Source organism: Chryseobacterium mulctrae, from assembly GCF_006175945.1.
GTDB classification, from domain to species: Bacteria; Bacteroidota; Bacteroidia; order Flavobacteriales; family Weeksellaceae; genus Chryseobacterium; species Chryseobacterium mulctrae.
On record NZ_VAJL01000001.1, the window covers coordinates 3,935,931 to 3,961,097 of the forward strand.

The following is a 25,167-nucleotide window of genomic DNA, read 5'->3' on the forward strand; positions in this document are numbered from 1 at the left end:
AAATATAACAAATTAAAGTCCTGTAGATTTTAGGTTAATAGTTCAATTCTTACAAAGTCTATAGTCCAATTTATTTATTATAAAACAATTCTTTTAAGAATATCGATACTTTGTGAGAGATTATCTATCGTTGAGGACGCAAAACCCAATCTTGTTGCATTTTTATTAAAGTTGGCATATTTGTTGTAAATTCCAGTGATATTGACCACCCAATTTCAATTCAAAGTGACCAGGTAATTTCGGTTTAAATTGACCACCCTTAAATTTGATAAAAACTCTTGTTTTTCATGTGTCAATTAGTATTCAAATATAATAAATAATTACTCCCTGTTAACTCCTCTCTTTTTTCTCATAGATTCCCCCTGGAGTTCCAGGCGGTGAGACTGATGTATAAGTCTGTCCAGAATAGCATCGGCAATGGTCTTTTCACCAATAATGTCATACCAGCCCTGCACCGGGATCTGCGATGTTACAATGATGGATCCGTTGTTGTGACGGTCTTCTATGATCTCCAGAAGGGTTATCCTGTTGGCACTGTCCAAAGCCTGAAGACCAAAATCATCAAGGATGATCACATCCTGTCTTTGTATTTTTGCAAGTTCGCGCAGGTATGACCCGTCTGCTTTTGCCATTTTTAGTTTGGCAAACAGCTTGGAAGTATTAAAATAATTGACCTTGAAGCCTTCGATACAGGCCTGATAGCCCAATGCGGTTCCCAGGTAACTTTTACCCACGCCTGTACTTCCTGTGATCAGGATGTTTTCATTTTTTTCTACGAACTCACATCCTGCAAGACGCATTACCAGATTACGGTCGAGATTGCGGGTGTCATCGAAGTTGATACTTTCAATACTGGACCTGTAATGGAACTTTGCATTTTTGATGCTTCGCTCTATGCGCCTGTTGTGCCTCTCATCCCATTCGGCATCGATGAGCATCGATATAAACTGGTCGAGGGTATAATGGTCTGTCCTTCCGCTTTCAATAGCGGTCTTAAAGGCATTGTGCATGCCGTAAAGCTTCATTTGCTTCATTTTGCTCACTGTCGGTTCGTTCATAACTGTTGATATTTAATGATAATATTGTTTTCCTCTGATGTTGCCGTGATCAGGCAGTTCCTGCTCCTTTTCTTCTTTTTCCGGATCGATCATCTGATCCAGATTGTTCTCCAATATCTTCTGTACGGTCTTAAAGCTGTAGATCTTAAAATCCAATGCCCGTTTACAAGCATTTATCAATCGCTCTCTTCCTACTTTCTTTTCGAAGTTCAGGATTCCCAGGCAGCTTTTGTAAGCTTGCTCGGGATGATTCCGACTGTCGATAATTTGGAGGATATATTCTCCCACTGCAGTATCAATACTGTTTGCCCAATCGATAAAGCGGGCAGCACTCCATCCGGCCACGAACTGGTGGGTGCTGGCTAAATGTTCTGTAATGGTCGTGTAGACATAAGGCTTGTAATTGCGCCTGTGCATCGCGATCCTGTTGTATTTATAGTAGATCTCCACAGTGGAAGATGTGTATAGGATCTTGATCTTTTTCTTGATATACTGGTACGGAACACTGTAGTAGTTCTTATCCCGGCTCAACTGTACGTGCCCGTTCTGCATCACTGTTGCAAAGGATTGGTACCTGATCTCAAAACGACGCTCAGGCAGTGGGCGCAGCTGCTGCTTCTCGTCCTCCAGGAACAGCTCGTAGCGGGAGTAAGGGCGTCCTGTGAGCTTGCGTTTGTTATGAGAGTCCAACAGATCCCAGATCTCACTATTTAGTTCATCCAGGCCGCAGGATCCCTGTTGAAGGTTGGCGTAGATCCTTCTGTACAGGATCTTTACCGCTCCCTCTACCAAGGATTTATCCCTCGGTTTGTAAGCCCTGGCAGGCAAGATGGTCGTTTCATAATGTTCGGCCAGATCGGCCAGGGTCTCATTGATGGTGGGTTCAAAACGGCTGCTTTTGATCACTGCGGATTTTAAATTATCAGGAACGATCGCTGCCGGTGTGCCTTCAAAAAAGCGGATGGCATTTTCTACAGAACGTACAAAATCTTCCTTCTGCTGGCTCATAGAGGCTTCAGCATACGTGTACTGGCTTGCTCCCAGAATAGCTACAAAAAACTGAACTTCTTTAAGCTCCCCGCTTTCCTTATCAATAATGGAGAGTGTTTTCCCTGCATAATCGACATACATCTTATCACCGGATTTGTGATTCATATGCATCACCGGGTTCACACGCTTGCCCCATATCTTGTAATGATGCCGGAACTGTGAACTCTGAAAACCATCAGGATGCAGTGCAAGATATTGCTCCCACATATGATGGATAGTGATTCCTACCTTTTTGAGCTCACGTTCCATCTTTGGGAAAAAATCGTACAGGGACTGTAGTTTGGGGCTAATGGACTCCGCGGTGGTATTGGAAAACAAAAGTTCCAGCTCGGCATCTGTCTTGGCATTGATCGCATCAAGGTTTAAGCCCAGAATCTCATACAATGAGATGTATTTTTTAACGGTATTTCTGGAAAGGGATAAATAGCTGCTTATAAATAACTTGCTCTTTCCAGTGCTGTAGAATTTTATGACTTTTCTAATTTTACTCATGTCTGTTATTTTATTTGCCATAATCCGCTTTTTTTAACGAATGTATGACGCTAACATCATGAAAAAATCAAGTCGTTTTTATCTCAAATATAACCCAGATAACAGGTGGTCATTTTGGACCGGAAAGTGGTGGTCACTTTGCTCCGAAATCAGTGGTCAATTTACTCCGAAATTAGGTGGTCAATTTGACCGTCTTTTCCAGACTATTACAGATATGAAGATGGCCAATTTAAATTAGGAAAGTTTACCGAAGATAAGGACAGGTACTATAGGAATAATCCACTTTATTACGCAGATCAGGTGAAGAGTCCTGTACTTTTATGGACAGGTACAGGAGACAAGAACGTGAACCCTGAGCAAACACGTTCATTTTATAATGCACTTCGTAAATACGGAAAATCTGTCGTTGCACTTTTTTACAAAGATGAACAGCATTCACTAATGGGTTATGAACAGCGAAAAGATCTGACAATTAGGATGGTTGAGTGGTTTGATTATTTCTTACGTTGTAAGAAAGATTTTAAGTGGATTGATCAACAAATGATTAATAGATGTGACTCAAATTGATGCAGGATTCATTCAAGACTTGAAAGGAGTTTATTGTCCTTTGATAGTTAATTTTTTTATTGTAACAATGGTGAATATTTATTTTGATATTGTTGCTATTTCAATAGTTTAAAATTTATGATTTATCTTTGATAATTAATTGTAGTGATTTTGAACAAGCCAGAATATTTTAATTTTCCAGTAACTTTATTAGATGGTTTTTTGACCAATTCTCATAAAGTACTGAATAATATACTTTACTACGCTCTTTACCAACATTCTTTAAAATTAGAATTTGGTGATGAGCTAGAACTGATTAAATCAAGTGCAAAGTTTTATAGCGTTCAATTAGTTGATGTAGATGAATGTCTTAAAATGGGAGAAAGATTGTATGATGATTTTAAAGATGCACCAAGATGTGGCTTGAATATGGAAATATTTTGGGACTTCTACAAAAGTGAAAAGTCAGAATTTGAAAAAGTTTGTTTGTTGGGCTTTTTGGCAATTAAAAGTATATTAGGAAAAAAAACGTATTGTAAAATTGATAACAAATTTTGGTTATCACGGATGAGTGGAAAAGCAAAGTCTTTAGATATTTCTGAATTAGATCCAAATATTCAAAAGTATAATAGTGAGTATCAAACAAAAAAAATTAAGAATGAATTGAAACATAATTGGGGGTTAAAGACTTATAGTAGGTATACCAGAGGCTTCTATGTTAGTTTTCAATTACAGTTGGAAGATTTAATTTATCAAGCTGAGAAGCGTAGGAAAAGTACGAAGGAAAAGCAAAGCAAACTTGAAGAGAAAGCTATACTAAATAGAGTTTTACTGAAGTTAAATAATCTTGATAGAGATAATTAGTAAATTTAAAAGACAAATCCCAGTTATTGCAATAACTGGGATTTGTCTTTTAAATTAAATAGTTATTTGATTACTTCACATCATAATTTTAAAAAGAATATCAACGTAAATCATTTGTTGTGTTAGTTTGGACGGAGTATGTATGTGCGCGTGTGTGTGTGTGTGTGAATTTTAAAATGTGATTTAAATTAATTTATTTTGTTTCATATTATAACGACCTATATAAAGATAGTATAATTATATTTTTAAATTAAATTTTATAATTAAATAAATAAATAGTGGTTGTTTTAAAAAAAAGCATATCTTTGCTTCAGGTTTAAAGCCAACTAAATTTCAGGATGAATAAAATCTTGATAATCAAGTAAAGGTGTTAAAAAGACAAAAGTCCCAACCTTCGAACGATAGGACTTTTGCACTCTAATTACAAAGTGGTTTTTTAGAATGGAAACCGCTTTATTTGTGATACAAAAATACTATAATATTTTTCTTTCGCAAATTTTCCCTTCCATTCTCGGTAAACGTAGCTCCGTAAGCTATTAAAATTAAAGTTTCATATTATGGAAAATTTTCATTTGACCCACGAAGATGGGAGGTACAAGTTAAAAAAGGAAGGAGCGGAAAGATCTTCCAAAGTGTTTGATTCAAATAAAATTGATGCTGTAAAGTCAGCGAGAGGTTTTATTGAAAGTCAAAGTGGTGGTTCTCTAAGAATTCATAAGAATTCGGGAGAATTTCAAGAAGAAAGAACTTACCCAAGATCTATAGATCCAAAAAAAAGTAAGGGATAATTTATTAAAAATATTATAGTATGAGAAAAAACTACACAAGTTTAATTGAGAAAGTTAAAAACAGAAGCAACCCTGACTTTATTAATGAGTCAGTATTATTTAATAAGGCTTTTAGCGACGAATTGGGACAACTGAAATCATCAGGGAAGCAAGTTCTTGAATATGTTAAAAGATCAATGAATGGTGTTGAGGCAAGATATACAGAGAGGACCATTGAAGCGGGAGATAATGTTAAAGGTCATCTCAAGAGAAATAACTCTTCGGTAGATTACCGATATCAAGGTTCAGTTATGAGTAATACTCATATAAAAGGGCACAGTGATATTGATCTAATTCAGATTACGAATTCTTTTTATTCTCACGAGATTGGTCAGAATTTTAGCATTAAATATATTTCTGAACCTAATATGTCTATGAGCCAAAAGCAAAAACTTTTAAACGTTATCAATGCAACTCCATATTCCGGTAATTCAAATAGTGATTTGAGACTTTTACGGTTGAATGCTGAAGTTGTTTTGTTGAGCACTTACAAAAATGTTGATACTGACAAGGCGAAATCAATTGAAGTGAATCCAAGTGAGCCCAATAGAATTGTAGATGTAGTGACTGCATCTTGGTATAGATCCGTAGAGTCCGAATTTAATGAAGATGAAACTCAGAGAGGAATTCAGATTTACGATAAGGAAAAAAATGAGAGGTTGGCTACTGATTTTCCATTTCTGAAAATAAGTTTAATAAATGAAAGAAGTAAGGAGACTGGCGGTAGGCTGAAAAAAATGATACGTTTTACCAAAACATTAAAAGCAGATTCCGAACAAGACTTAAGAGGTTTATCAAGTTTTGATATTTGTTCTGTTTGTTATAATATTCCTATTCATCAATATTTTAGCTTACCGTATTATCAGTTAGTTTATATTTTGTACACGGAATTTAAAAAGATTTCGGAAAACGAAGTTTATAGAAATTCCATAAAATCCATCGATGGTACTGAATATATATTTTACAACAAACCTGAAAAGATTAGACTTTTAAGACTCCTTTATGAGGAGATATTGTTCATCTATGAGGATTTATTACCAAATACAACAGCATTAAGATTTTTATAATATGAAAAAGAGAATTTTTATTGGAAGTTCATCCGAGGAAAAAGCAACCGCTGAGCAAGTTCAGCGGTTACTCAAAAAAGACTTTGATGTTGTGATTTGGGATGATAATTTGTGGGATAGATCTGTTTTTAAATTGAATAATAATTTTTTGCATGATTTAATGAAAGCACCATTAAAATTTGATTTTGGAATTTTAATTGGTACTCCTGATGATAGGGTTGTAGTTAGAAAAAAAACTTATTTACAGGCAAGAGATAACATATTGTTTGAACTAGGATTATTTATAGGTAGACTTGGATTGCAAAGAACTTGCTTTTTGGTTCATAAAGATGTGAAAAAGATGAGTGATTTAGATGGAATCTTTTTTTCAAGATTTAGCGATGACAATCTTGAAGAAAAAGTAGAAGAAATTAAAGATTTCTTTTTGCAAACCGACCCTGATGACTTTAATTTTTTTCCTTCAAATACATTAGCCTTCGGTTATTTTGAAAATTTCGTAAAAGCGATTTGCTCTAAAATAATAAACGACGGAAATTTAGAAATTGAGGGCACGAATTTTACCACATGTAGCTTCGACATTATAATACCGAATAAAATAGATGATGATATCAATCTACAATTCGAAATCATTAAGAAAAAAATTGGTGTTAAGGAAGCTGTTATTAAATGTTCGGGTAGGGATCGTAAATTTCATGTAAATATTGAGAAGCTTGATTCCGGTGAAATTAAAATACATGATTTTCCGACAACTTTGACAGGGATTAATTACGCTATAAAGGAATTGCTTCCTGAAGAATTTAAAAAGAATGGAAAGGAATATCAAAATATTTTAAGTAGAGAACTAGATAAATTTGCGCATACGTTGCAGAATTTAATTGATAGAAACTCATTAAGTGAGTTTGTCAAAATTATAAGACAGTAAATAAAGACTGCTACAGAGGCAGTCTTTCAAATTAAAATATAACTAGACGTTATGAATTACGAAAACAGAATTTGTTGTTTCATAGATATTTTAGGATTTAAACAGCACATTAATGAAACAATTACCAGCACTGGAGAAGATGATTTAAATAAAATCAGATCTATTCAAAAAATTTTAAGTCTAGCAAAGAATTTGACAGATGATGGAGGTTTTTCTAAGACTAAGGTCACCACATATTTTTCAGATTCTATAGTTATTTCTTATGAATTTTCTGAACCTAGCCAAGTGTATCATACCTTAAATGATTTGATGTTCGTCTCCTTTGAATTAGCAAATCAAGGTTACCTAACAAGAGGGGGGGTTAGTATTGGAAAGTTAATTCATACAAATGAATTAATTTTTGGCCCTGCGCTCGTGAAAGCTCACGAACTTGAATCAAAAAAGGCAATTTATCCACGAATACTTGTAGATGAAGATGTAATCGAAAATGGAATTAACTATAGGGTTGGAAATCATTCTGCAGAAGATGAACTTGATTATTTGATGGATATCTTATCACAAGATGATGACCGAAACTATTATATTGATTACATCAGCAAAGCCACTTCCGAATTTGATAATATGGAAATTGATTTGTATCCCTATTTGGAAAAATTGAAATCTTATCTTAATGATTACAGCAATCAACACGATGATGTGAAGCCGAAGCTGTATTGGCTCAAAGAGAAAATTAACAAAGAAATTTTGCAGATACACACCAATATAGAATCGGAGAAATTTGAAAATACTGAACTTCGTGATTATTACAGGACTTTACTCCCACTTAAAATTAAACCATAACAAACCATACGTTATGTAAAAGTTTTTTTACAGTAAATAAATTAAAAGAAGGGTGCTGAAAAGCACCCTTCATCTTTTAGATTCTTGTTTAAGGAATTTTGAATAAAACGTTCACACAACCTGGTTGAAATAGGTTTTGCTCTACAGACGAGCTGTCTTCATAAGTACAGACATCTCCCGATGGAATTGTGCTACACTCATGTTCTGTAACCATACACTGTTGCCCCGGAGGAGCTAAGGCATCGAATCGATAGCCTTGTGTAATGGAGTTCTCTGTTTTGTCTGACGCTGTACCAGCGTACGCACTTCCGATACCAAATGCAAAGATTGCTAATGGCAATGCGATTTTTCTTAAATTTTTCATTTTGTTGAAATTTGTTATTGGTGCCTACTCTGTATTCAGGTTTTCGGCTTCCCCTGCTCTGAAATGCTTAACGATGTTTTGCGCAAAACGATAGCTGATCAGTTCATTTTCAATGATTAAATAAAGACGGTCGTCTTTAATATGAAATTGTGTTTTCTTCGATGATTTAGGATTAGGAAGATAAAAACTACCAAGATATTTTTTTTCATTGGTTGCATAAATATCAATGGTGATTGTAAATCGTCAGCAAAAAGTAGACACTATATAGTATAAAAGTTAAGGAGTGTTTTCAAAAAAAGAATTACATTTAATTATGGAAACACCTAAAAAGAAAAGTTCCGAAAAATTCATAAAAGACATCCGTAAAAATACAAGGAGGATCTTTACAGCCGAGCAGAAAATTTTAATCGTAATGGAAGGGCTTCGTGCAGAAACTTCTGTAGCGGAACTATGCCGACAGCATAATATTGCCCAATCTCAGTTTTATTCCTGGAACAAAGAATTTATGGAAGCCGGTAAAAAACGACTCAACGGCGATGTCATTAGAGAAGCCACGAGTGATGAAGTGTCGGATTTGAAGAAAGAGAATGCCCGACTGAAGGAAATGGTTGCCGATTTGGTTCTGCGCTATGACATTGTAAAAAAAAGCTTAGACATGCTGGATTGACCCATAAATACAGAAAGTTTATGAGATTATCAGCAAGTGAGAAATACGAAATTATTCAAGAAGTTACTACGAGTGAAATTGGTGTAAAACGAACCTTGGAAAGCTTTGGGATTGCAAGAAGTACTTTCTATAAGTGGTATCAGAAATACCTTGAAAACGGCTACGATGGCTTGGAAACGTCCAAAAGAACATCTAAAAGACAATGGAATAGCATTCCGGAAGAACAAAAAGATTTGGTAGTAGAAATCGCTTTGGAACATACAGAACTTTCCTCAAGAGAACTGGCGCACAAAATTACCGATGAACAAGGTATTTTCATCTCAGAATCCAGTGTTTACAGGATTTTGAAGCAACGGGATTTAATCCCTGCACCGAATCATTTTTTACTTTCAGCAGCAAATGAATTTAAGGATAAGACAGAATTTGTGCATCAAATGTGGCAAACAGATTTCACTTATTTTAAAGTGATTGGTTGGGGTTGGTACTATCTGAGCACTGTTTTAGACGACTACAGCAGGTATATCATCCACTGGGAACTCTGTGATTCGATGAAGGCTGAAGATGTGAAAAGAACAGTAAATACAGCGATTGAAAAAGCAAAATTAAAGTCTAAAGCCAAACCGAAATTACTCTCAGACAATGGTTCCTGCTACATATCAAACGAACTCAGAACCTACCTGAAAGACGATTTGAAGATGAAGCAGGTTCACGGAAAGCCGATGCATCCGCAAACCCAAGGGAAAATAGAACGATACCACAGAACGATGAAAAATGTGGTAAAACTCAATCACTTCTATCATCCTGAAGAACTTGTGGAAGCTTTAGAAAAATTCGTAGAAAACTACAATAACAAGCGATATCACGAATCTTTGAAAAACCTTCCTCCAGCAGATGTGTACTTCGGAAGATCTGAGCAAATTTTGGAAAAAAGAAGACAAATAAAATCGGATTCAATCCGAAAAAGAAGACAGTTGTATTTTCAACAGAAATTTATAAATTTATAACCCTAAATACTCCTTAAGGATTTATTCCAAAATGTCCAAGTTAGTTTGAAGACGTACAAATGGTGATGGACTGCTTTTGCTGTTTCTTATTTTCAAATTTCCCCATCCGGTCTGACTCGATAAACAGTAACCCCTTATAAGCAAAAACTGACTTATTTACGATCACTGGATGATTTTTCATTTTTTTCTGACCGTCTTTTAAGTGCACAACTTCAATCTGCTGATTACTTAAATCATCTATTGTATGAAATGTTTGTTTGTTCTTTAAGTTGCTATCCAGAACCACGAACTTATTTTTGTAGCTGTAAGAATAGATGATTTTATCTGAATAATGATCTACAGCCAACTTTCCATCGGTGTCAAAGATGCCGTCATTCACTTTTTCAAGGAGTTCAGGATGAACCTTACTATTTACTTTCGGGTTTAATGATAGTAAGCCCAAAGATTGGATTTTTTTCTCCAGCGAATAAGTAATAATCGGAAATGATTCTTCATTCAATGTCTGTAGCTGACTAAAGTAAATTTGTTTGTAACTAATTGTCTTTAAATTAGTTTGTCCAGTATTTCCCTTATATAATATAGGAATAGTCCCGTCGTATAAGTAATAATGATTATTCTTTACCAACATTTTGGAACTTTTGAATGTAAAATCTGATTGGTCAGGAACTACAGAAAGTGCTTTAATTTTTTGAAAATCATTATCTATTGAGCTCAGTATAAAAGGCGTGGTATGGTTTCCCAAATACATCGAGTCTTTTGTTGATCCTGCAAAATAATATGAATTCACCTTCAGGTCAAACCTTCGCTCTTCATCCACAGGATGCTGTAGAAATCTTCTCACAAAGTTGTTTTCTTTCTCTGTTAAGTTTACTGACTGCTGATGCAGAAAAATCAGAATTCCGACACTGCACAATGACAATAGGAACATTAAAATGGCAGCGCTAGTCAAGTTTTCTTTCAAAATTTTAGTTTGTACTAAAATTGCGGCAGCTGCTAGAAAAACGGTTATAATATTGAAGATTAAATGTGTTCTCCAATCCATTTTTTCTAATATGCCTCCACATGAACAAGGAATAAACTCACTGTAGTTGAGAATAAGGTATATGTAAAAGGAGAATGAAACCATCAAAACAAAAGATGCATACAAACCCAGCCTTCTCGTCTTTTCAAATATCAATAACATACTGACTGAGAGTTCAAGGGCAAGTATTCCATAAGAAATGATGTCCGAGTATGAGGTCAGAAGTGGTGATTGACCGATTTGATATTGAAAATTTTCAAAATCCATCATCTTACTGATACTGGCATAACAAAACAGTAGGATGAAAAAATAACTGACGATTTCTACAAATCTTGTTTTGATGGTTTTCATATATTTTTAGCCTTTTTTGATTAAAATCCATTGTACCTTTTTGCCGCAGTAGTCAGGCATTGTTTCACCTTTTGACAGGAAAATTGTTGTGGTAATATGACCTTTCAATTCCCATTCTCCGCTGCAAGTGCATTTTTTCCCAGACGGCAAAATGATTTCTTTATTCTCCATGACCAGCAGTTATAAAATCTCAGAATTTTTAATAACACGATTATCTTTTACCAATGGTATCTTGGCTTATCCTCCAGTGCTGTTTGTCTCTTCTCGGTTCGTCATCATCACCAGTATCAAGATTGTCTGTATCTGAACCTTTTTCTGTTGACTTACTTGCATCTTTTGCTTCTGTTTTCTGTTTTTTAAAGCTGAGAGGTTTTGTGTTTTCCTGAAACATTTCCGAGTTAATATCAGCATCTGATCTTTCGCAAGACTGCATGAAAAATGCAGTAATTAAACTAAATATTGAGATATACTTTTTCATAATGTTTTAATGATTTTTAAAAGTTATCCCGGCCGGGTTGTTTAGATATCTGGTTCGAAATTAGAATGATTTTGCCCGTCGTAAAAGGGTTTGGTGGGATGATGGATCATTCGAAAAGGTATAATGGATACATTATTCCACTGAAAATCTGAATTATTATTTTGTGATTCAGAGGGTTATAACAGAATGGTGAATTAAGGCGTTTACTCTCGGATTTCTTATAAGAATTTGGTTAAATTTGGACTAACCATAATCACATGCAAAATCATAATCGACTTTTAATGCTTATTCTAGCATTGTTTGTGAATTTATTTCATAGTCAGGAGCAGGAGAATTCTTACAAAAAATTGTCAGCTCTTTTCAACTCTTATCCCGAAAATGATGAAAGAGCGATGGTATATGTGAATATGTATATTGGTAAAGCCAAAAAGGAACATGATTTTAACAAAGTAATAGCCGGTTACGAGGAAGCCATTTACTATTCCAACACAGCAGAACGGAAATTACGATATGGTGACAGTGCAATCGTTGCCGCAGTGAAATCTACAGACAATGATCAGATTTCCCGTGCTTATTTGGGTAAAGGAATTATCTATTACTACAACATCAGAAATCATAAAAAAGCTCTTGAAGAATATTTAAAAGCCTTCGGATATTCAAAAAACTCGAATGATGAGTATTTGAAAAATAAGGTGACTTATCACCTCGGTATGGTAAAGGAATATTTGGGATATCATGGCGAAGCATCAGAGCATTTTATTGAAACAGCCAATTTCTTTGAAAAAAATATGGCGTTGAAAAATCTTCATATCAATACAAAACTTAACTACGAATCAGGTTACTTGAATAGCATTTATCGCCTGAGCAAATGTTATCTTAATATGAAATTGTATGCGAAAGAAGATTCACTGATTGACATCGGACTTAAAAAGTTAGACACAACGGATCAACATTCTTTAGAATATGCATACTTTCAGAAGGGCAAAGGTATCCAGTTGATACGTGAGGGTCAATCTGCTGAAGCCTTAAAACATTTGAGATTAGCGCAAGATATTTTGAATCATAAACAAGATTTTGCATCCCTGGCAACTGTAAATTTCTATCTTGGAAAATTATATTGGGAAGCGGGAAGAAGGGGAGAGTCAGTAAAGTACTTGATTAAAGTGGATTCTATTGTCAATAAATTTCAGTATATCACTCCCGAAATAAGGGCAAGCTATGAGTATCTGATTAATGATGCTAAGTATTCTCGCAATGCCGAAAAGCAACTTTACTATACCAATCAACTTTTAAAAGCAGATTCAATCATTATCAACGACTTTCCAAAACTCTCGTCAAAAATCAAGAATGAGTATGATACCGAAAGACTGACTTCTGATAAGAAGAAATTGATGAAAGAAAATCACATCGGTACCATACTATATTTATGTTCAATAGCAATTGGCTTTGGCTTTATTGGATACATCATTTACCAATCTATTAAAAAAGAAAAAGAGCTAACCAGTCGATATGATCAGCTAAAGGATAAATTTCAAAATTATAAGGAACAATCTGAAAAGTTGAATATTCCAGAAGACAGTGGTAATGAAGACAAGCTAAATGTTGAAGAGTTAATTGATGATCAGCAAACGGAGCAGGAAAGTACCAAAGAACTACCAAGTACGGAGCGGATTGAAGAGGTAAAAAGAAATCTTGTAGTTTTTCAGGAGAAAAAGCAGTTTTTAAAGAAAAATATTAAACTTCCTGAAGTAGCTTCGATGATAGGCAGCAACAGAACTACACTGTCTTATGTGATCAACGATCATTTGGATACTACATTTCCAGAGTACCTTAAAACTTTAAGGATAAATTATATTACTAACATGATGTTGGAAGACAAAAAATACCTTAATTACAAAATCGACAGTCTTGCTGAGATGTGTGGAATGCTGAACAGGCAGGTATTTACCAGACATTTCCGTGAAATCAATGGAATGAGTCCGAAAGATTTTATGCGCAAACGTAATCAGGAACTCGATCAACAATAACAATTCATTTTTATACGATTTTTACGTTACTAAAATTTTAACGTATGACCGGTACAAATTTCAAAAAGAAAGTTGATCAACTGTGGAAAGACCTCAGTGAAAATCTCGATGCAGTGCATCGTAACAAAACAGATGTTCTATTGTATGCAGAAGAAATTCTGATGGACACAGACAAAGCAATCAGAAAGCTGAAAGAATATGTTTCTCAATACCAATTTGAAGATTGGAGTGAAGAAATTTACTTTTTTAAGGTAACAAAGCCAAAGTTTGTTTCGATCTATATTTATTACTCAAAACTCTTATCCATTGAAAGTTCAAAACCTTATGCCGATCCGTCTGTACTCAAAAGTTATTATGAAACAGAAAGGGCTAATCTATTGTACTTCTATCAGGAACATAAAGAGTTTATAAGCTACTACAAACGTAAGGCAACTTATCTGGATAAAAAGTATTTTGTAAAGTTTAAATTTGATTTTAAACTAAGACTGAGCCCCGAGTTTTATAGCTATGATGAGCATTTTACTACTTCTCACGATCACACGGTTTCTCAGATTCTGGCAAATGACCGTCTGGATTTGTATCTGACTACAAAGATAAATGCTGATTATGTTACCGATCATATTGTTTTCCAAAGCAGCCCCCTGGAGTGGACTGCCCCAAAAGTTGCATTGACTGAATTATTATATGCGCTTTATCAAACTAAATGCTTCAACGCAGGAAAAGCTGAACCTTCAGAAGTTTTTAGATGGGCAGAGACCGCATTGAATATTAATTTGGGTAACTACCATAAAACCTTAAGTGAAATTAAGCTCAGAAAAGCTGATCGTACCAAATTTCTTAATCTGATTAAGCAAAATATGGAGCTGTATCTTGATAATTCAGACGAATAGTAAGGAATTTACGATTAAATAAATATAAAATGTTTCATTTTGGATGATTTACGTGTAACTCGGTGAAAGATCTTATCTATTTATACTTTTTTGTCTTTTCTAAGAGTAGCTAATCATAGGGGAGTTGTAGTTGCTATTTTCCTTTCATTACCTAAAGTTCTTCTGACAGGACGCTGCGGCAGGATTATGTTTTAGCCTCATTCTTTTTTTTCATAAATCTTTCGGTAGTTACGAAATACTACCGAAAGGTTTATCTGTGTTTTTATCAGTTTTGTATCAGAAAACAAAACAAGTTTCACACAATTCTAAAAAGATTTCAAATGAAAAAATTAGATCTCAAAATTCCCATCTGGCAATTAACTGTAGAGGAATTTTTAGAAATTTTAAAAAATTTCACTGCTGAAAAAAAATATGAGTACGGATTGAAAGGGTTGGCAAAAATTCTTGGATGCTCGGTTTCCAAAGCCTCGGAGATAAAATCCTCAGGTATTTTGGACAATGCTATTATCCAAAACAAAAATATTATCATCATTGACAAGGAAAAAGCATTGGAGCTTTTCGGTAAAAAATAGATATGTATTATCTTGAATTAATTCAGCGCTTCTGGGATTTCAACCACGAAAATAATGTTGGATCTACAGCTGCTGCATTCTACTTATATTTATTAAAAGAAGGATTCGCTAAAGAACGCTATGACTTAAAGTTATCTGATGTAGAGATAAGTAGAGAGCTGCGGCTGACTAGAAAAACGGTCAAATCAACTAAAGAAAAGCTGCAGGTCTTAGGATTAATTGAGTTTCAGACCCGAAACGGTCTTCCATGCAACTATCGTATACTGTTAAATTATCCACTAAAACCTACTACTCAAGTCGCAGTAAATCAATTGGAAATTAAAAATTTTGTTGATGCGGATAGACTGCATTTAGAAGATAACATAGTTAATTTTGAAGAGAATATTGCCATTCCCAATATTAAGGTAGATGCGCAGCAAGATGGAAATTTATTTTTCGCGAGTTCACAACGTCAGCTCAATAATTTAGATATTCCAACCTTAGATGAATTCTTGCAATACGCTCAAACACTGGATTTGTACGAGAGCACAATGAAGCTTTTCATAAAGGAAAAATATGAAAGTTGGTTAGATGATGGATGGATTAATCATTCAAAAAGACCCATCACGAATTGGAAGTCTTCTCTAAAAAGTATTTTACCGTTTTTAAAGGATAAAAAGGGTTTAAGTGATCTTTCAATAGAGTCTGTTCCAACGATAAAACGCCCGAAGTCATCTTAGTTTTTTCCAATTAATTCCCTAAGCTTTAATTTCTATACAAGAATCTAATTAATTATATTATTCAATATGGCTGACACAGAAATGAATTATAGAATGATTCGTAAAATTTTTGAAGAAAGAAGCGATAGAAGTCCTGAGCGAATCAGATTGGGAAACGCTTTTGTTGATGATTTTATTTTTGAGGATCAGGCGGCAGCAGATATTCCCATCAATGCTTTGCGTGTTATTTTTAATATTGTTTCTATGATTAGTACTGAACAATTTCGGCCGGAAGATCGACCTCATCAACTTTCTTTATTCGATGAAGAATTTGAGACCGATCATAATATTTTTGCCTCTTTAAAAATAAGAAACAGCAAAATCTCACCCAGCGGTTCAACAAAACAGGTCATTGATGCATACGAATTTTTGGCTAAGTTTAAAATGGCTTGGTATAAGTCAGTTAATGCAAAGGGAAAGGAAATTAAGACATTCGGAGGATTAATTTCTACTCCTTCTTATGATCAAAGGGGGTACACTCGGTTTTTGATCAGCAGTTACTGGCTTAAAAAATTAATGGTCATTCCTGAATATAACTACGTCCTCTATAATCTGGTATATAATATCAGTAATAATAAGCATATCATTTTTGCGATATGGCTTTCAAAATTACCAGTTACAGGAACCAGTGTTAAGCTTTCTAATTTGAACAGGAAATTTGGACTTAACTATAAAACAGCAAATGATTTTTGTTTCAAATTCTTAAAACCTACGAGAATTAATTTAAACAAATTCAATAATCTCTCTTTCAATTATAAATATAGCAAGGATCTGATTTCCATAATACCTTATCAGACAAAAGCGGTAAAGACGTTTGATTTAGCTGTAGATGTTTCCGAACAATCAAAATTGACAAGGAGATTAAGATACTTTAGAAAAAGATATATGCTTAAGGAAAATGAAATGGGACTTTTCAATTATCATTATAAAAATATACCCCAGACGAGAGTATTGATTGAACAAGCTTTTTCAGAATTCAAAAAAATGAATAGGCTGCAAAAAACCAGGTCAACGGATTTTAAAGGGATAACCTTTTTACAAAAGATTCAGGAATATATCATCATACTGTACAGAGTTACCAAAGTGGGCAAACTATTACCTAATGGCTATCCAAACATTATCTGAATTCGGATTTGCACTCATCTGCATTTCGGAATTACGCTCATGTGTCTTTCGGAATTGCACTCGCTGGCGTTAAAAGTATCGTCGGATTTATGTTTTCTATAATGGATTTTCGGAATTGCACTCATTGACGAAAGTCTTCATACGTAATTGTGGATAAGTTATCAATTTTTAAATGACGTTTTCGGAATTGTACTCGTGCATTCCAAATGCTTTTTCGGAATTGTACTGATCTCTTTTTCGGAATAGCACTGATTTCCTTTTCGGAATTCCACTCACTCAAAAAAGAAGTTTGATAAGCTAATACCAGTCGATTGCAGTCATTATTAAAAGTGAACTAAAAGATTACAAAGTTTATTTTTTTTATTAAAAGGAAATAACTCTTTAGAAATTGCTTCAAAAACAAAAAAAATGAATTGTCAAGACATTAAGACTAGGGTAGGAATCAGAGTATTGCTAGAGTCATTCAACATATTTCCAGTCAAGGAAAATCAAAGAACTGCTTTTTATTTTGCATTGGATAGAAAGGAGAAAGTTCCCAGCCTCGCAGTTGATTTTATGAAAAATACTGCTTTTGATTTCGGAACAGGAAAAAGCTATGATGTAATTTCTATAGTTCAGATCATCAACAGATGCTCTGTATCCGAAGCATTAAAATATTTTTCTCGGTTTGATTTCTCTCTCTTAAATTCTGAAGAGAAGATTGGTAGTATAGTACAAAAACACTATGAGATTATAAAAACGATTGACATCAAGCATTCTGCATTAATTCAGTATTTGCAATTACGGAAGGTGTACGAACAACAGGATCTCGTAACGGAGATACATTATAAGATGAACAATAAGAAATTTTTTGGAATTGGTTTTAAAAACAATTCAGGAGGGTTTGAAATCCGAAGTAAGTATTCTAAACTGTGTCTGGGCAAGAAGGATGTGACATTGGTCAAAAATGATCTCAATTCCGGTAAAGAAATCATTTTGTTCGAAGGTTTTTTTGATTATCTAACGTACAGAGCGATCAACATTCTCAACGATGAAACTGCGGATTATCTCATTTTAAATTCCACAGCAATGTTTTTCAAAGTTGAAAATGAATTATTTGGATATAATAAAATTTTTCTTTTCCTCGACAATGATGACAATGGTAAGACAATCAAACAAATGGTGCAGAAAAAATATAAAAATGTTGAAGATTGTTCCATATTATACAGCGATTATAAAGATATGAATGAATGGTACTGTAAACAACATTAAAATTTCGCATCCTTCCTTCTGTAACTGTCTTGTTTATCGAGTCTTTCTGGGAAATATCTATTGCAATCTCTTTGATAATTATCAACTGTTTCAACGTCTCTTATTGACTTCTAACTGATTTCTGTTTTTACTGTTGCAAATGTAGGACAGCATCATTCTCACCAAAAAATATTTTTGGGTATCTCAAAAAATTCTTTGCGCTAGCTCCAATAATTTTTTCAGAAACTCCTGAATCCTGCGGACAAAAATATTTCCAGCCAAATCCTCCAATTCTGGAGGATTTGGTTTTATGTGCCTGATACTTTCCTATGATAATTGGCAAAGAAAAACAGAAACCTCAGTTAGACGAATCAAGTAAATAACAGACGGTCTTTGACATTAAAAAAAATTATCAATGGAAATAGATGTGAATCTTTTCCAAACAATTAAAAGGACTTAAGAAAAACGAGTGTCCTCGATACCAAATCAATACAATCAAAAATTGAAGTCATTAAAATAATTATTAACATCTAAAATTAAATAGTATGAACATCATCGGAAGAATTACAAGAAATGCAGAAATCAACACTCTGGCAAACTCAAAGCAAGTGGTCAACTTTTCAGTAGCAATCAACGATAGTTACAAGAAAAAAACGGGTGAAAGAGTAGAACAGACAACCTTCTTTAACTGTTCTTACTGGGTTAGTCCCAACGTTGCAAAAATTCTGACCAAAGGAACTCTCGTGGAATTAATAGGAACTGCAAGTTCGAATGCCTGGCTGGGTAAGGATGGGGAAATTAAATCCTCCATGAATTTTCATACCTCTAAGATTAAAGTGCATGGAGGTGGAACTACATCCCATCAGACTGAGGAAACATCGAAGCAAAAAGCGAAACATAATGAAAATGGAGATTCAAAATCGAAGTCAAATTTGATTGCAGACGATGACGATGATTTGCCATTCTAAAACGATCTCCAAAAATAAGTCAGATTAAAAATATAAAACAAATTTAGTTACGGGAAAATAAAAGTCTCTTCCGTTAAAGAGCAAAAACACATGAAATTTAATATTGTAAACGAAATAAAATTAAGCTATTCAAGAAAAGGGAATGCGGAAATACTAATAACAAATTCAAGAGATGCCGTACAGGTTTTTCGACAACATTTCGACAGTGGGGAAATTGATTACAGAGAATCATTTTTCACATTGTATCTGAATCAAGCTAATAAAGTTCTAGGTATTAGAAAAATATCAGAATCAGGAATATCATCTACAGTTGTTGACGTTAGAATCATTATGCAGGCTGGACTTCTGTGCAATGCTTCCGGAATTATTCTGGCACATAATCATCCTTCAGGAAATCTAAAGGCTTCCCCTGAAGATCTCAAAATCACTAAGAGCATAAAAAGTGCATCTGAATTTTTAAATATCAAATTACTAGATCATTGTATCTTAAGTTCAACAAATTATTTGTCATTTGCTGATGATGGCATATTATAATGGGATCTGAAATTTGTTTAACGGTAGCCTTAAAGTTGCCGTTTTTTCTGCGCGGCAAAAATGCAATTCCTCCCTCCGGTCGGAAACGCATTTTTGCAAAAGTGGAGCAACCCCATTAGAAAAAATATTCTGTTCTGAGTCACTAATTTTTTCAAAAAAGGCTGCGATAGATTTTAGTTATAAGTTATTTTTCCTTTAGTTAAATTTGTAATCATAAAAATATTTGCACATGATGTACTCTGTAACAACAAAGAAAGGACTTGGAGTAGATATTTTGGAGAATATGAGATGAACTAAACTATTATTATTTAAGGTTGGATCACTAGTTTTTTGCACAAGTTAAGGGAATCTATTGAATTTACGATTTATACGCATTCTGGCTTTTATAGCTAATTAAAAAAATTACTTGAGCATTTTAAACCTGCCACAAATGAATCAAAATATTTGTGGCACCTGCATACAAACCTAACGGTGGTATTTTGAGATTTTACAATTTGGTATTTTAAAATCATATTTTTTTCAGTTAACTTTCTCAAAATCTCGTATCATTAAACAAAGTTTCATAAATTTACGAAGTATGAGTTTTATGTACAAAATTATGAAAATAGGATATGCCCGAGTTTCAACCAAAGATCAAAATGTAGATTTGCAAATTGAAGCTTTAGAAAAAGCCGGTTGTCAGAAAATTTATCAGGAGAAAATTTCGGGTGCAACAAAGAATCGCCCTGAGCTTGACAAGATGATTGAACAATTCCGGGAAGATGATGAATTGTATGTTTGGAGATTAGACCGGTTAGGGAGAAGTTTGAAAAATATTATTGATCTTGTCTTAAGTTTGAGTGATAAAGGAATTATCATAAAAGGTCTTGTAGATGGTGTAGATACTTCGACTATTAATGGCAGGCTATTTTTAAATTTAATGGCTTCTCTTGCTGAGTACGAAAGGGAGTTGATAAGAGAAAGAACCAATGCAGGATTGCAATCTGCAAGAGCAAGAGGAAGAACAGGAGGAAGGCCAAAAGGTTATACTGCGGAAACAATTTCTAAACTTTTACTTCTGCGCAATATATACAAAGATGTCACGAAACGTCCCGAAGATATTTATAAGCCTTTTGGATTGACTAGGGCTACCTTTTATCGGTATGCTAAAATTCTGGACAATTATAGTGATGAAGAAATTAAAAAAATGGGTATTAAAAAGTAAAAGTTCGCTAATCCTAAGATAGATTTGACCGAAACAAAACTGTATGAAACTAATAATGATATATGCTGAATGTATGGTGTGTTATAAATTTTTTAGAAAATAAAATCAAAAAAAGATGTTGCCTCAAAAAAAATATAGTGTTTACTGGTGATAAAGTTGTGAGTATAAAATCAATCAAACGACCTATCAATCTCAAAAAAGAAGGTTCGCTCAGTCTAAAGTATACACCCGCATAATCATTACAAAATAACTTTTTTTTGGTTTAATTGTTGCTAACTAACGATATGAGAAAGATTTTTTTGGTCGAAGACGATCAGGCCATTCGAGAAATACTTGAGATAGTTCTATCTTCGGAAAATTACGAAGTTCAGTCTTTTTCGACTGCCCGAACTTTTAAACAAAGAAATTTATTAATAAATCCTGATCTCTATTTATTTGATGTAATGCTTCCTGACGGTTCAGGAATTGATCTCTGCAAGCAAATCAAAAATGATAAATACAATGACGGCGTTCCGGTAATTATAATGAGTGCTCATGCTCACTTACAAAATTTCAAAGAAATTTGTCCACCTGACGATTTTATTTCCAAACCTTTCGATATTGATCATTTACTTTTGAAGATTAGAGAAAGTATAATGAAGAACTAAGTTTCGATTTAATTTCCTTAAAAAAAATAAAATTTTCTTAATCACTTTATCCTTCCCATATTCAATGATTTTTGATCAAATTAATTCTTAAATTTGTAAAAATAATCTTTCAATGAGTGGTATCCTTAAAAGGAATAATGTTACAATTAATGGAAGTGGTAAAGACGTTATTTTCTTTGCTCACGGCTTTGGTTGTGACCAAAATATGTGGTGTTACGTTTCACCTGCATTTGAAGAAAAGTATACTACTGTACTTTTCGATCATGTAGGTGCCGGCAATTCAGATCTTAACTCATATTCTTTTAAAAAATATAGCCAACTTGAAGGTTATGCTGAAGATATTGTAGAAATTGCCAGAGAATTAAACATATCAAATGCAGTTTTTGTTGGGCATTCAGTTAGTGCGATAATGGGAATTATTGCAGCAAAAATGGCTCCTGATCTATTCGCAAAATTAGTATTGGTGGCACCATCACCATCTTATATTAATGATGAAAATTATGTTGGAGGTTTTAGCAGACCTGAAATTGATGAATTACTTGATTCCTTAAATGATAATCATTTAGGATGGTCGGCAACAATGGCTCCTGTAATTATGGGCAATTCTGACCGACAAGAACTTGGAAAAGAATTAACTAACAGTTTTTGTAAAACTGATCCTGATATCGCAAAACATTTTGCACGTACCACTTTTTTAACAGATAAGCGTGATATTTTAACAGATTCTGACCTTCCTGTTCTTATTCTCCAATGTAGGAATGATATTATTGCTCCGGTTGAAGTAGGGCATTTTATGCACACACAAATGAAAGGAAGTCAATTGGTTATAATGAACGCAACAGGACATTGTCCTAATCTAAGTGCACCCGAAGAAACCATTGAAATGATAAGAGTTTTTTTAAATGACTAATGACCCATTGAATAACCTATCAGAAGATTTTGATGACTTTTTCGAATCTTCATTATGTGGATTTGTAATATCTGATGGAAACGGAAATATTACTAGAGTCAATAAGTGTGCAGCCAACTGGCTCAACAGCAGCCCGAATCAGCTTAGAGGGAAACGTATTTCTGACTTACTTTCGGTAGGTGGGAAAATATATTTTGAAACGCATCTTTGGCCATTACTTCGCATTCAAGGTCACTTTGACGAAGTTTCAATTGAACTGACTGATACAGGAAATGGTAAGGTTCCTGTTTATATTAATGGATATGAAAGAAAAGACGAAAACAACAAGCCCCTTTTTTTACGGTTTACTATATTTCAGGCAACTCATAGACGGTTGTACGAGGAAAACCTTCAGATTTCTAAGAAATTAGCCGAAAAAAGACTAAATATTGAACAGAAGCAGGCCGTTCTTCGTGAGCAGTTCATTGCAGTACTTGGTCACGACCTTCGAAATCCTCTTGGAGGGATAATGAGCGCAGCTCAATTGCTGACAAGATCTGAATTGAGTGAAAGAGATAAAAAGTTGATGAATATAGTGCATTCCAGTTCGAAAAGAATGTATGAAATGATTAACAATATTATGGATTTAGCTCGTGGCAGGCTTGGCGGTGGTATTTCTATAACTCCGGTTACTGTTGATTTACAACAGCTGCTCATTGAGGTAAGCAATGAATTAAAAGTTTCCTGGCCTGAACGGGTTATTGAATCAAATTTTACTATAAATAATACGGTTAAATGTGATCCCGGTCGTATTTCGCAATTGATTTCTAATCTTTTGGCCAATGCAATAACCCATGGGTCATCTGATACTCCCATCATACTTAATGCCGAAACTAATCATAAGTTCTGGGAGATTTCTGTTATCAACAGAGGTCGGAAAATACCTGATGAAGCAATTGAAAATCTTTTTGATCCTTTCCAGCGTGAAGGCACTGAATCGAATGAAAATGGCTTAGGATTGGGACTATATATTTCTTCTGAAATAGCAAAAGCTCATAATGGTGATTTATCTGTAAGTTCGGATGAGAATAAAACTTGTTTTACATTTACTGTTAAAATCTAGGATGTATTTTATATGTTGAGAAAAAGTAATCTTCGCATAATTATCTAAGTTTAATATTAAAAAGAAGAAGAAGAAGGACTACTTGAATTTACTGGAATTTCCATAACGATAATGCTAACAATATTTTATTAATAATTATTACACGAAGTATAATTTAATCATTCGATAAAGACCATTTGAATATGACTTAAAACATAAATATGTGAAACTGATTTCATATGTTTTTTTCTTAATAGGAGCATTTTTTTTATCGAATATATTTAGCCTTGTATTTCCACAAGCTGATTAATAAACAAACATCTACGATAACGGCAAAGCCATTAGAAATAATAATCGGCCACTCATTTTTAAGGATTCCATACCAAACCCAAAATGAGAGACCTATAATCAAGATTATTAGCATTAAAGCAGATAAATCTTCGACATTATTTTCCTTCAGAACTTTGATCAATTGAGGCAGCATCGAAATTGATGTTAATATTCCTGCGATGGTTCCTAAAATATTTTCAGTCATTTTGATTCATTTTTTGACCCAGACAGATACTGTCCGGACACATTGATAGCCTTATGTAGATAGAAGAATAATTGAATAAGCAATCGGCTTGAACCAATTTTTACCTGATGATTCCAACACCTGAAATGGTTGCATGTCACGATTTATCAACAGGAGAAACTTAAAAGATCGCTTATCTGTCAAAGAAGCTATCCTTAAAAACGTTTTTGAGATCATAATCTTACTTCTTCTGAGGCTCTTAAGAAATTATAATGCAGAGGCACTTCAAAACAGGAGATTAAATCATTTCTCTGCATCATCTTTCCAAAACTCTCCTAGTATATAATACTCTGAATTAATTTCTGTTTTAGTAACTGATATATCTTATTAATGGCTATGACTTAGGTCAGATAAATATTTAGCTTTAATTAATTGCTGATCAAAACTAGAGCGATTGTTTAGAAATAAAAAAAACAACCATGTGGTTGCTTTTTTTGTATTTATTTATTTTCTGTGATCTTCTACTTTTCTTCGTCAGCAGCATCAAGGTTAATTTCAGAAATTGCCAGACCTGTTAATAACGAATCACAAGATTTTTCTTCATCCAATGTTTGTTGAAGAATTTTCATTGCCTCCTCTTCTTCCAAAAGTTGGCAGTAAGCAACTAAAGTTCCATATGAAGCAATCTCATAATGTTCAACTTTTTGTGCAGCTGCAATAATAGCTGCATCACGAACAGCACCAGCCTCAGTTTCCTCCATAATGCCTTCTCCTTCTTTGATTAAGCCTTCCATGGCATCACATTTTTCTGCTTTGGCTTTTTCATCCAAGATTCCAAAAACTTCTTCAAGACGGGTAATTTGTACATCAGTCTCAGATTTGTGATTATTGATTGCATCCTTTAATTTTGGAGAGGTAGCGTTTTTCTCCATCTTGACCAGTGCTTTAGATAAATGCTTTTCTGCCCAATAAAGATCTTTAAGACCATCTACTAAAAATTCTCTTAAATTTTCAGCGGCGTCACTTTTCGCTTTAATTTTTCCGTCTGTTGTACTTTTCTTTGTAGCTGTCCCTGATTTTACAGGAGTACGTGTAGTTGTTTTAGGTTCTGCGGACTTTGCCATAATAATATTAATTTGGTTAAAATTTTCATATC

Annotated in this window: 26 protein-coding genes and 1 pseudogene; 19 read left to right on the forward strand and 8 right to left on the reverse strand. The window is 34.0% G+C overall.

Features of this window, described 5'->3' with window-relative positions; genetic code table 11:
• Positions 1 to 320: 320 nt before the first annotated feature.
• Both istB and istA read right to left on the reverse strand, forming a co-directional pair.
• A complete protein-coding gene (istB, locus tag FDY99_RS18245) occupies positions 321 to 1,058 on the reverse strand; it encodes an IS21-like element helper ATPase IstB (RefSeq protein WP_139418563.1) in 738 nt (245 codons plus the stop codon).
• 12 nt (positions 1,059 to 1,070) lie between these two features.
• Positions 1,071 to 2,621, reverse strand: coding sequence for an IS21 family transposase (gene istA / locus FDY99_RS18250; RefSeq protein WP_139418575.1), 1,551 nt, complete (start codon positions 2,619 to 2,621; stop codon positions 1,071 to 1,073).
• Positions 2,622 to 2,843: 222 nt separating this feature from the next.
• Here istA and FDY99_RS23725 point away from each other — a divergent pair.
• The 6 genes and pseudogenes from FDY99_RS23725 to FDY99_RS18280 form a co-directional block, all read left to right on the forward strand.
• Positions 2,844 to 3,167, forward strand: a pseudogene (locus FDY99_RS23725) (alpha/beta hydrolase family protein); the annotation flags it as partial.
• Between the two features lie 150 nt (positions 3,168 to 3,317).
• Entirely contained in the window at positions 3,318 to 4,010 is a 693-nt protein-coding gene (locus tag FDY99_RS18260) for a hypothetical protein (protein ID WP_162304186.1), read from the forward strand.
• Between the two features lie 557 nt (positions 4,011 to 4,567).
• The gene (locus tag FDY99_RS18265; protein WP_139423185.1) at positions 4,568 to 4,798 is read left to right on the forward strand and encodes a DUF2188 domain-containing protein; all 231 of its coding nucleotides are present in this window, start codon (positions 4,568 to 4,570) and stop codon (positions 4,796 to 4,798) included.
• A 20-nt stretch (positions 4,799 to 4,818) separates the two neighbouring features.
• Positions 4,819 to 5,904, forward strand: a complete 1,086-nt coding sequence (locus FDY99_RS18270; RefSeq protein ID WP_139423186.1) for a hypothetical protein — start codon at positions 4,819 to 4,821, stop codon at positions 5,902 to 5,904.
• A 1-nt stretch (position 5,905) separates the two neighbouring features.
• On the forward strand, positions 5,906 to 6,826 hold the full coding sequence (cap12, locus tag FDY99_RS18275) for a CBASS system CD-NTase-associated NAD(+) hydrolase Cap12 (RefSeq protein WP_139423187.1): 921 nt from the start codon (positions 5,906 to 5,908) through the stop codon (positions 6,824 to 6,826).
• Positions 6,827 to 6,877: 51 nt separating this feature from the next.
• Complete coding sequence (locus FDY99_RS18280; protein WP_139423188.1) at positions 6,878 to 7,666, forward strand: hypothetical protein; 789 nt, start codon at positions 6,878 to 6,880, stop codon at positions 7,664 to 7,666.
• An 88-nt stretch (positions 7,667 to 7,754) separates the two neighbouring features.
• Here FDY99_RS18280 and FDY99_RS18285 read toward each other — a convergent pair whose 3' ends face one another.
• Positions 7,755 to 8,030, reverse strand: a complete 276-nt coding sequence (locus tag FDY99_RS18285) for a DUF6520 family protein (protein WP_228448840.1) — start codon at positions 8,028 to 8,030, stop codon at positions 7,755 to 7,757.
• A 313-nt stretch (positions 8,031 to 8,343) separates the two neighbouring features.
• On the opposite strand from FDY99_RS18285, the gene FDY99_RS18290 reads away from it, so the two are divergent.
• Positions 8,344 to 9,701, forward strand: a protein-coding gene (locus FDY99_RS18290; protein ID WP_394344535.1) for an IS3 family transposase whose coding sequence is annotated in 2 segments (ribosomal slippage) — positions 8,344 to 8,679 and positions 8,682 to 9,701 — 1,356 coding nt in all. Because the reading frame shifts where the segments join, the coding sequence is not laid out codon by codon here.
• 40 nt (positions 9,702 to 9,741) lie between these two features.
• Here FDY99_RS18290 and FDY99_RS18295 read toward each other — a convergent pair.
• Genes FDY99_RS18295 through FDY99_RS18300 form a run of 3 tightly spaced genes read right to left on the reverse strand, consistent with a single transcriptional unit; the run spans position 9,742 to position 11,551 of the window.
• Positions 9,742 to 11,073, reverse strand: a complete 1,332-nt coding sequence (locus FDY99_RS18295; protein WP_139423190.1) for a MauE/DoxX family redox-associated membrane protein — start codon at positions 11,071 to 11,073, stop codon at positions 9,742 to 9,744.
• A gap of 6 nt (positions 11,074 to 11,079) precedes the next feature.
• Positions 11,080 to 11,244, reverse strand: coding sequence for a hypothetical protein (locus tag FDY99_RS23050; RefSeq protein WP_162304116.1), 165 nt, complete (start codon positions 11,242 to 11,244; stop codon positions 11,080 to 11,082).
• 40 nt (positions 11,245 to 11,284) lie between these two features.
• Positions 11,285 to 11,551, reverse strand: coding sequence for a hypothetical protein (locus FDY99_RS18300; RefSeq protein WP_139423191.1), 267 nt, complete (start codon positions 11,549 to 11,551; stop codon positions 11,285 to 11,287).
• A 281-nt stretch (positions 11,552 to 11,832) separates the two neighbouring features.
• Here FDY99_RS18300 and FDY99_RS18305 point away from each other — a divergent pair, with 281 nt between their 5' ends.
• The 12 genes from FDY99_RS18305 to FDY99_RS18360 all read left to right on the forward strand — a co-directional run bounded on the left by FDY99_RS18305 (position 11,833) and on the right by FDY99_RS18360 (position 23,518).
• Positions 11,833 to 13,578: a helix-turn-helix domain-containing protein gene (locus FDY99_RS18305; RefSeq protein WP_162304187.1), complete on the forward strand. Its 1,746-nt coding sequence runs from the start codon at positions 11,833 to 11,835 to the stop codon at positions 13,576 to 13,578.
• Positions 13,579 to 13,622: 44 nt separating this feature from the next.
• Complete coding sequence (locus FDY99_RS18310) at positions 13,623 to 14,468, forward strand: RteC domain-containing protein (RefSeq protein ID WP_139423193.1); 846 nt, start codon at positions 13,623 to 13,625, stop codon at positions 14,466 to 14,468.
• 320 nt (positions 14,469 to 14,788) lie between these two features.
• Positions 14,789 to 15,040 carry a DUF3853 family protein gene (locus tag FDY99_RS18315; protein WP_139423194.1) on the forward strand — a complete coding sequence of 84 codons (252 nt, stop codon included), beginning with the start codon at positions 14,789 to 14,791 and terminating at the stop codon, positions 15,038 to 15,040.
• A gap of 2 nt (positions 15,041 to 15,042) precedes the next feature.
• Positions 15,043 to 15,759, forward strand: a complete 717-nt coding sequence (locus tag FDY99_RS18320; protein ID WP_139423195.1) for a hypothetical protein — start codon at positions 15,043 to 15,045, stop codon at positions 15,757 to 15,759.
• A 66-nt stretch (positions 15,760 to 15,825) separates the two neighbouring features.
• The gene (locus FDY99_RS18325; protein WP_139423196.1) at positions 15,826 to 16,923 is read left to right on the forward strand and encodes a hypothetical protein; all 1,098 of its coding nucleotides are present in this window, start codon (positions 15,826 to 15,828) and stop codon (positions 16,921 to 16,923) included.
• Between the two features lie 408 nt (positions 16,924 to 17,331).
• A complete protein-coding gene (locus FDY99_RS18330) occupies positions 17,332 to 18,174 on the forward strand; it encodes a toprim domain-containing protein (protein ID WP_139423197.1) in 843 nt (280 codons plus the stop codon).
• Positions 18,175 to 18,698: 524 nt separating this feature from the next.
• Positions 18,699 to 19,121, forward strand: coding sequence for a single-stranded DNA-binding protein (locus FDY99_RS18335; protein WP_139423198.1), 423 nt, complete (start codon positions 18,699 to 18,701; stop codon positions 19,119 to 19,121).
• A 90-nt stretch (positions 19,122 to 19,211) separates the two neighbouring features.
• The gene (locus FDY99_RS18340) at positions 19,212 to 19,655 is read left to right on the forward strand and encodes a JAB domain-containing protein (RefSeq protein WP_139423199.1); all 444 of its coding nucleotides are present in this window, start codon (positions 19,212 to 19,214) and stop codon (positions 19,653 to 19,655) included.
• 577 nt (positions 19,656 to 20,232) lie between these two features.
• The gene (locus FDY99_RS18345) at positions 20,233 to 20,859 is read left to right on the forward strand and encodes a recombinase family protein (RefSeq protein ID WP_228448842.1); all 627 of its coding nucleotides are present in this window, start codon (positions 20,233 to 20,235) and stop codon (positions 20,857 to 20,859) included.
• Positions 20,860 to 21,143: 284 nt separating this feature from the next.
• Complete coding sequence (locus FDY99_RS18350) at positions 21,144 to 21,506, forward strand: response regulator transcription factor (RefSeq protein ID WP_139423201.1); 363 nt, start codon at positions 21,144 to 21,146, stop codon at positions 21,504 to 21,506.
• Between the two features lie 112 nt (positions 21,507 to 21,618).
• Positions 21,619 to 22,416 carry an alpha/beta fold hydrolase gene (locus tag FDY99_RS18355; protein WP_139423202.1) on the forward strand — a complete coding sequence of 266 codons (798 nt, stop codon included), beginning with the start codon at positions 21,619 to 21,621 and terminating at the stop codon, positions 22,414 to 22,416.
• A 7-nt stretch (positions 22,417 to 22,423) separates the two neighbouring features.
• On the forward strand, positions 22,424 to 23,518 hold the full coding sequence (locus FDY99_RS18360) for a PAS domain-containing sensor histidine kinase (RefSeq protein WP_228448844.1): 1,095 nt from the start codon (positions 22,424 to 22,426) through the stop codon (positions 23,516 to 23,518).
• A gap of 247 nt (positions 23,519 to 23,765) precedes the next feature.
• Here the strand turns inward: FDY99_RS18360 and FDY99_RS18365 are convergent, their stop codons facing one another.
• Together FDY99_RS18365 and FDY99_RS18370 are read right to left on the reverse strand one after the other, a co-directional pair.
• On the reverse strand, positions 23,766 to 24,032 hold the full coding sequence (locus FDY99_RS18365) for a SemiSWEET transporter (protein ID WP_139423204.1): 267 nt from the start codon (positions 24,030 to 24,032) through the stop codon (positions 23,766 to 23,768).
• Between the two features lie 500 nt (positions 24,033 to 24,532).
• The gene (locus tag FDY99_RS18370; protein WP_139423205.1) at positions 24,533 to 25,135 is read right to left on the reverse strand and encodes a YciE/YciF ferroxidase family protein; all 603 of its coding nucleotides are present in this window, start codon (positions 25,133 to 25,135) and stop codon (positions 24,533 to 24,535) included.
• Positions 25,136 to 25,167: the final 32 nt, after the last annotated feature.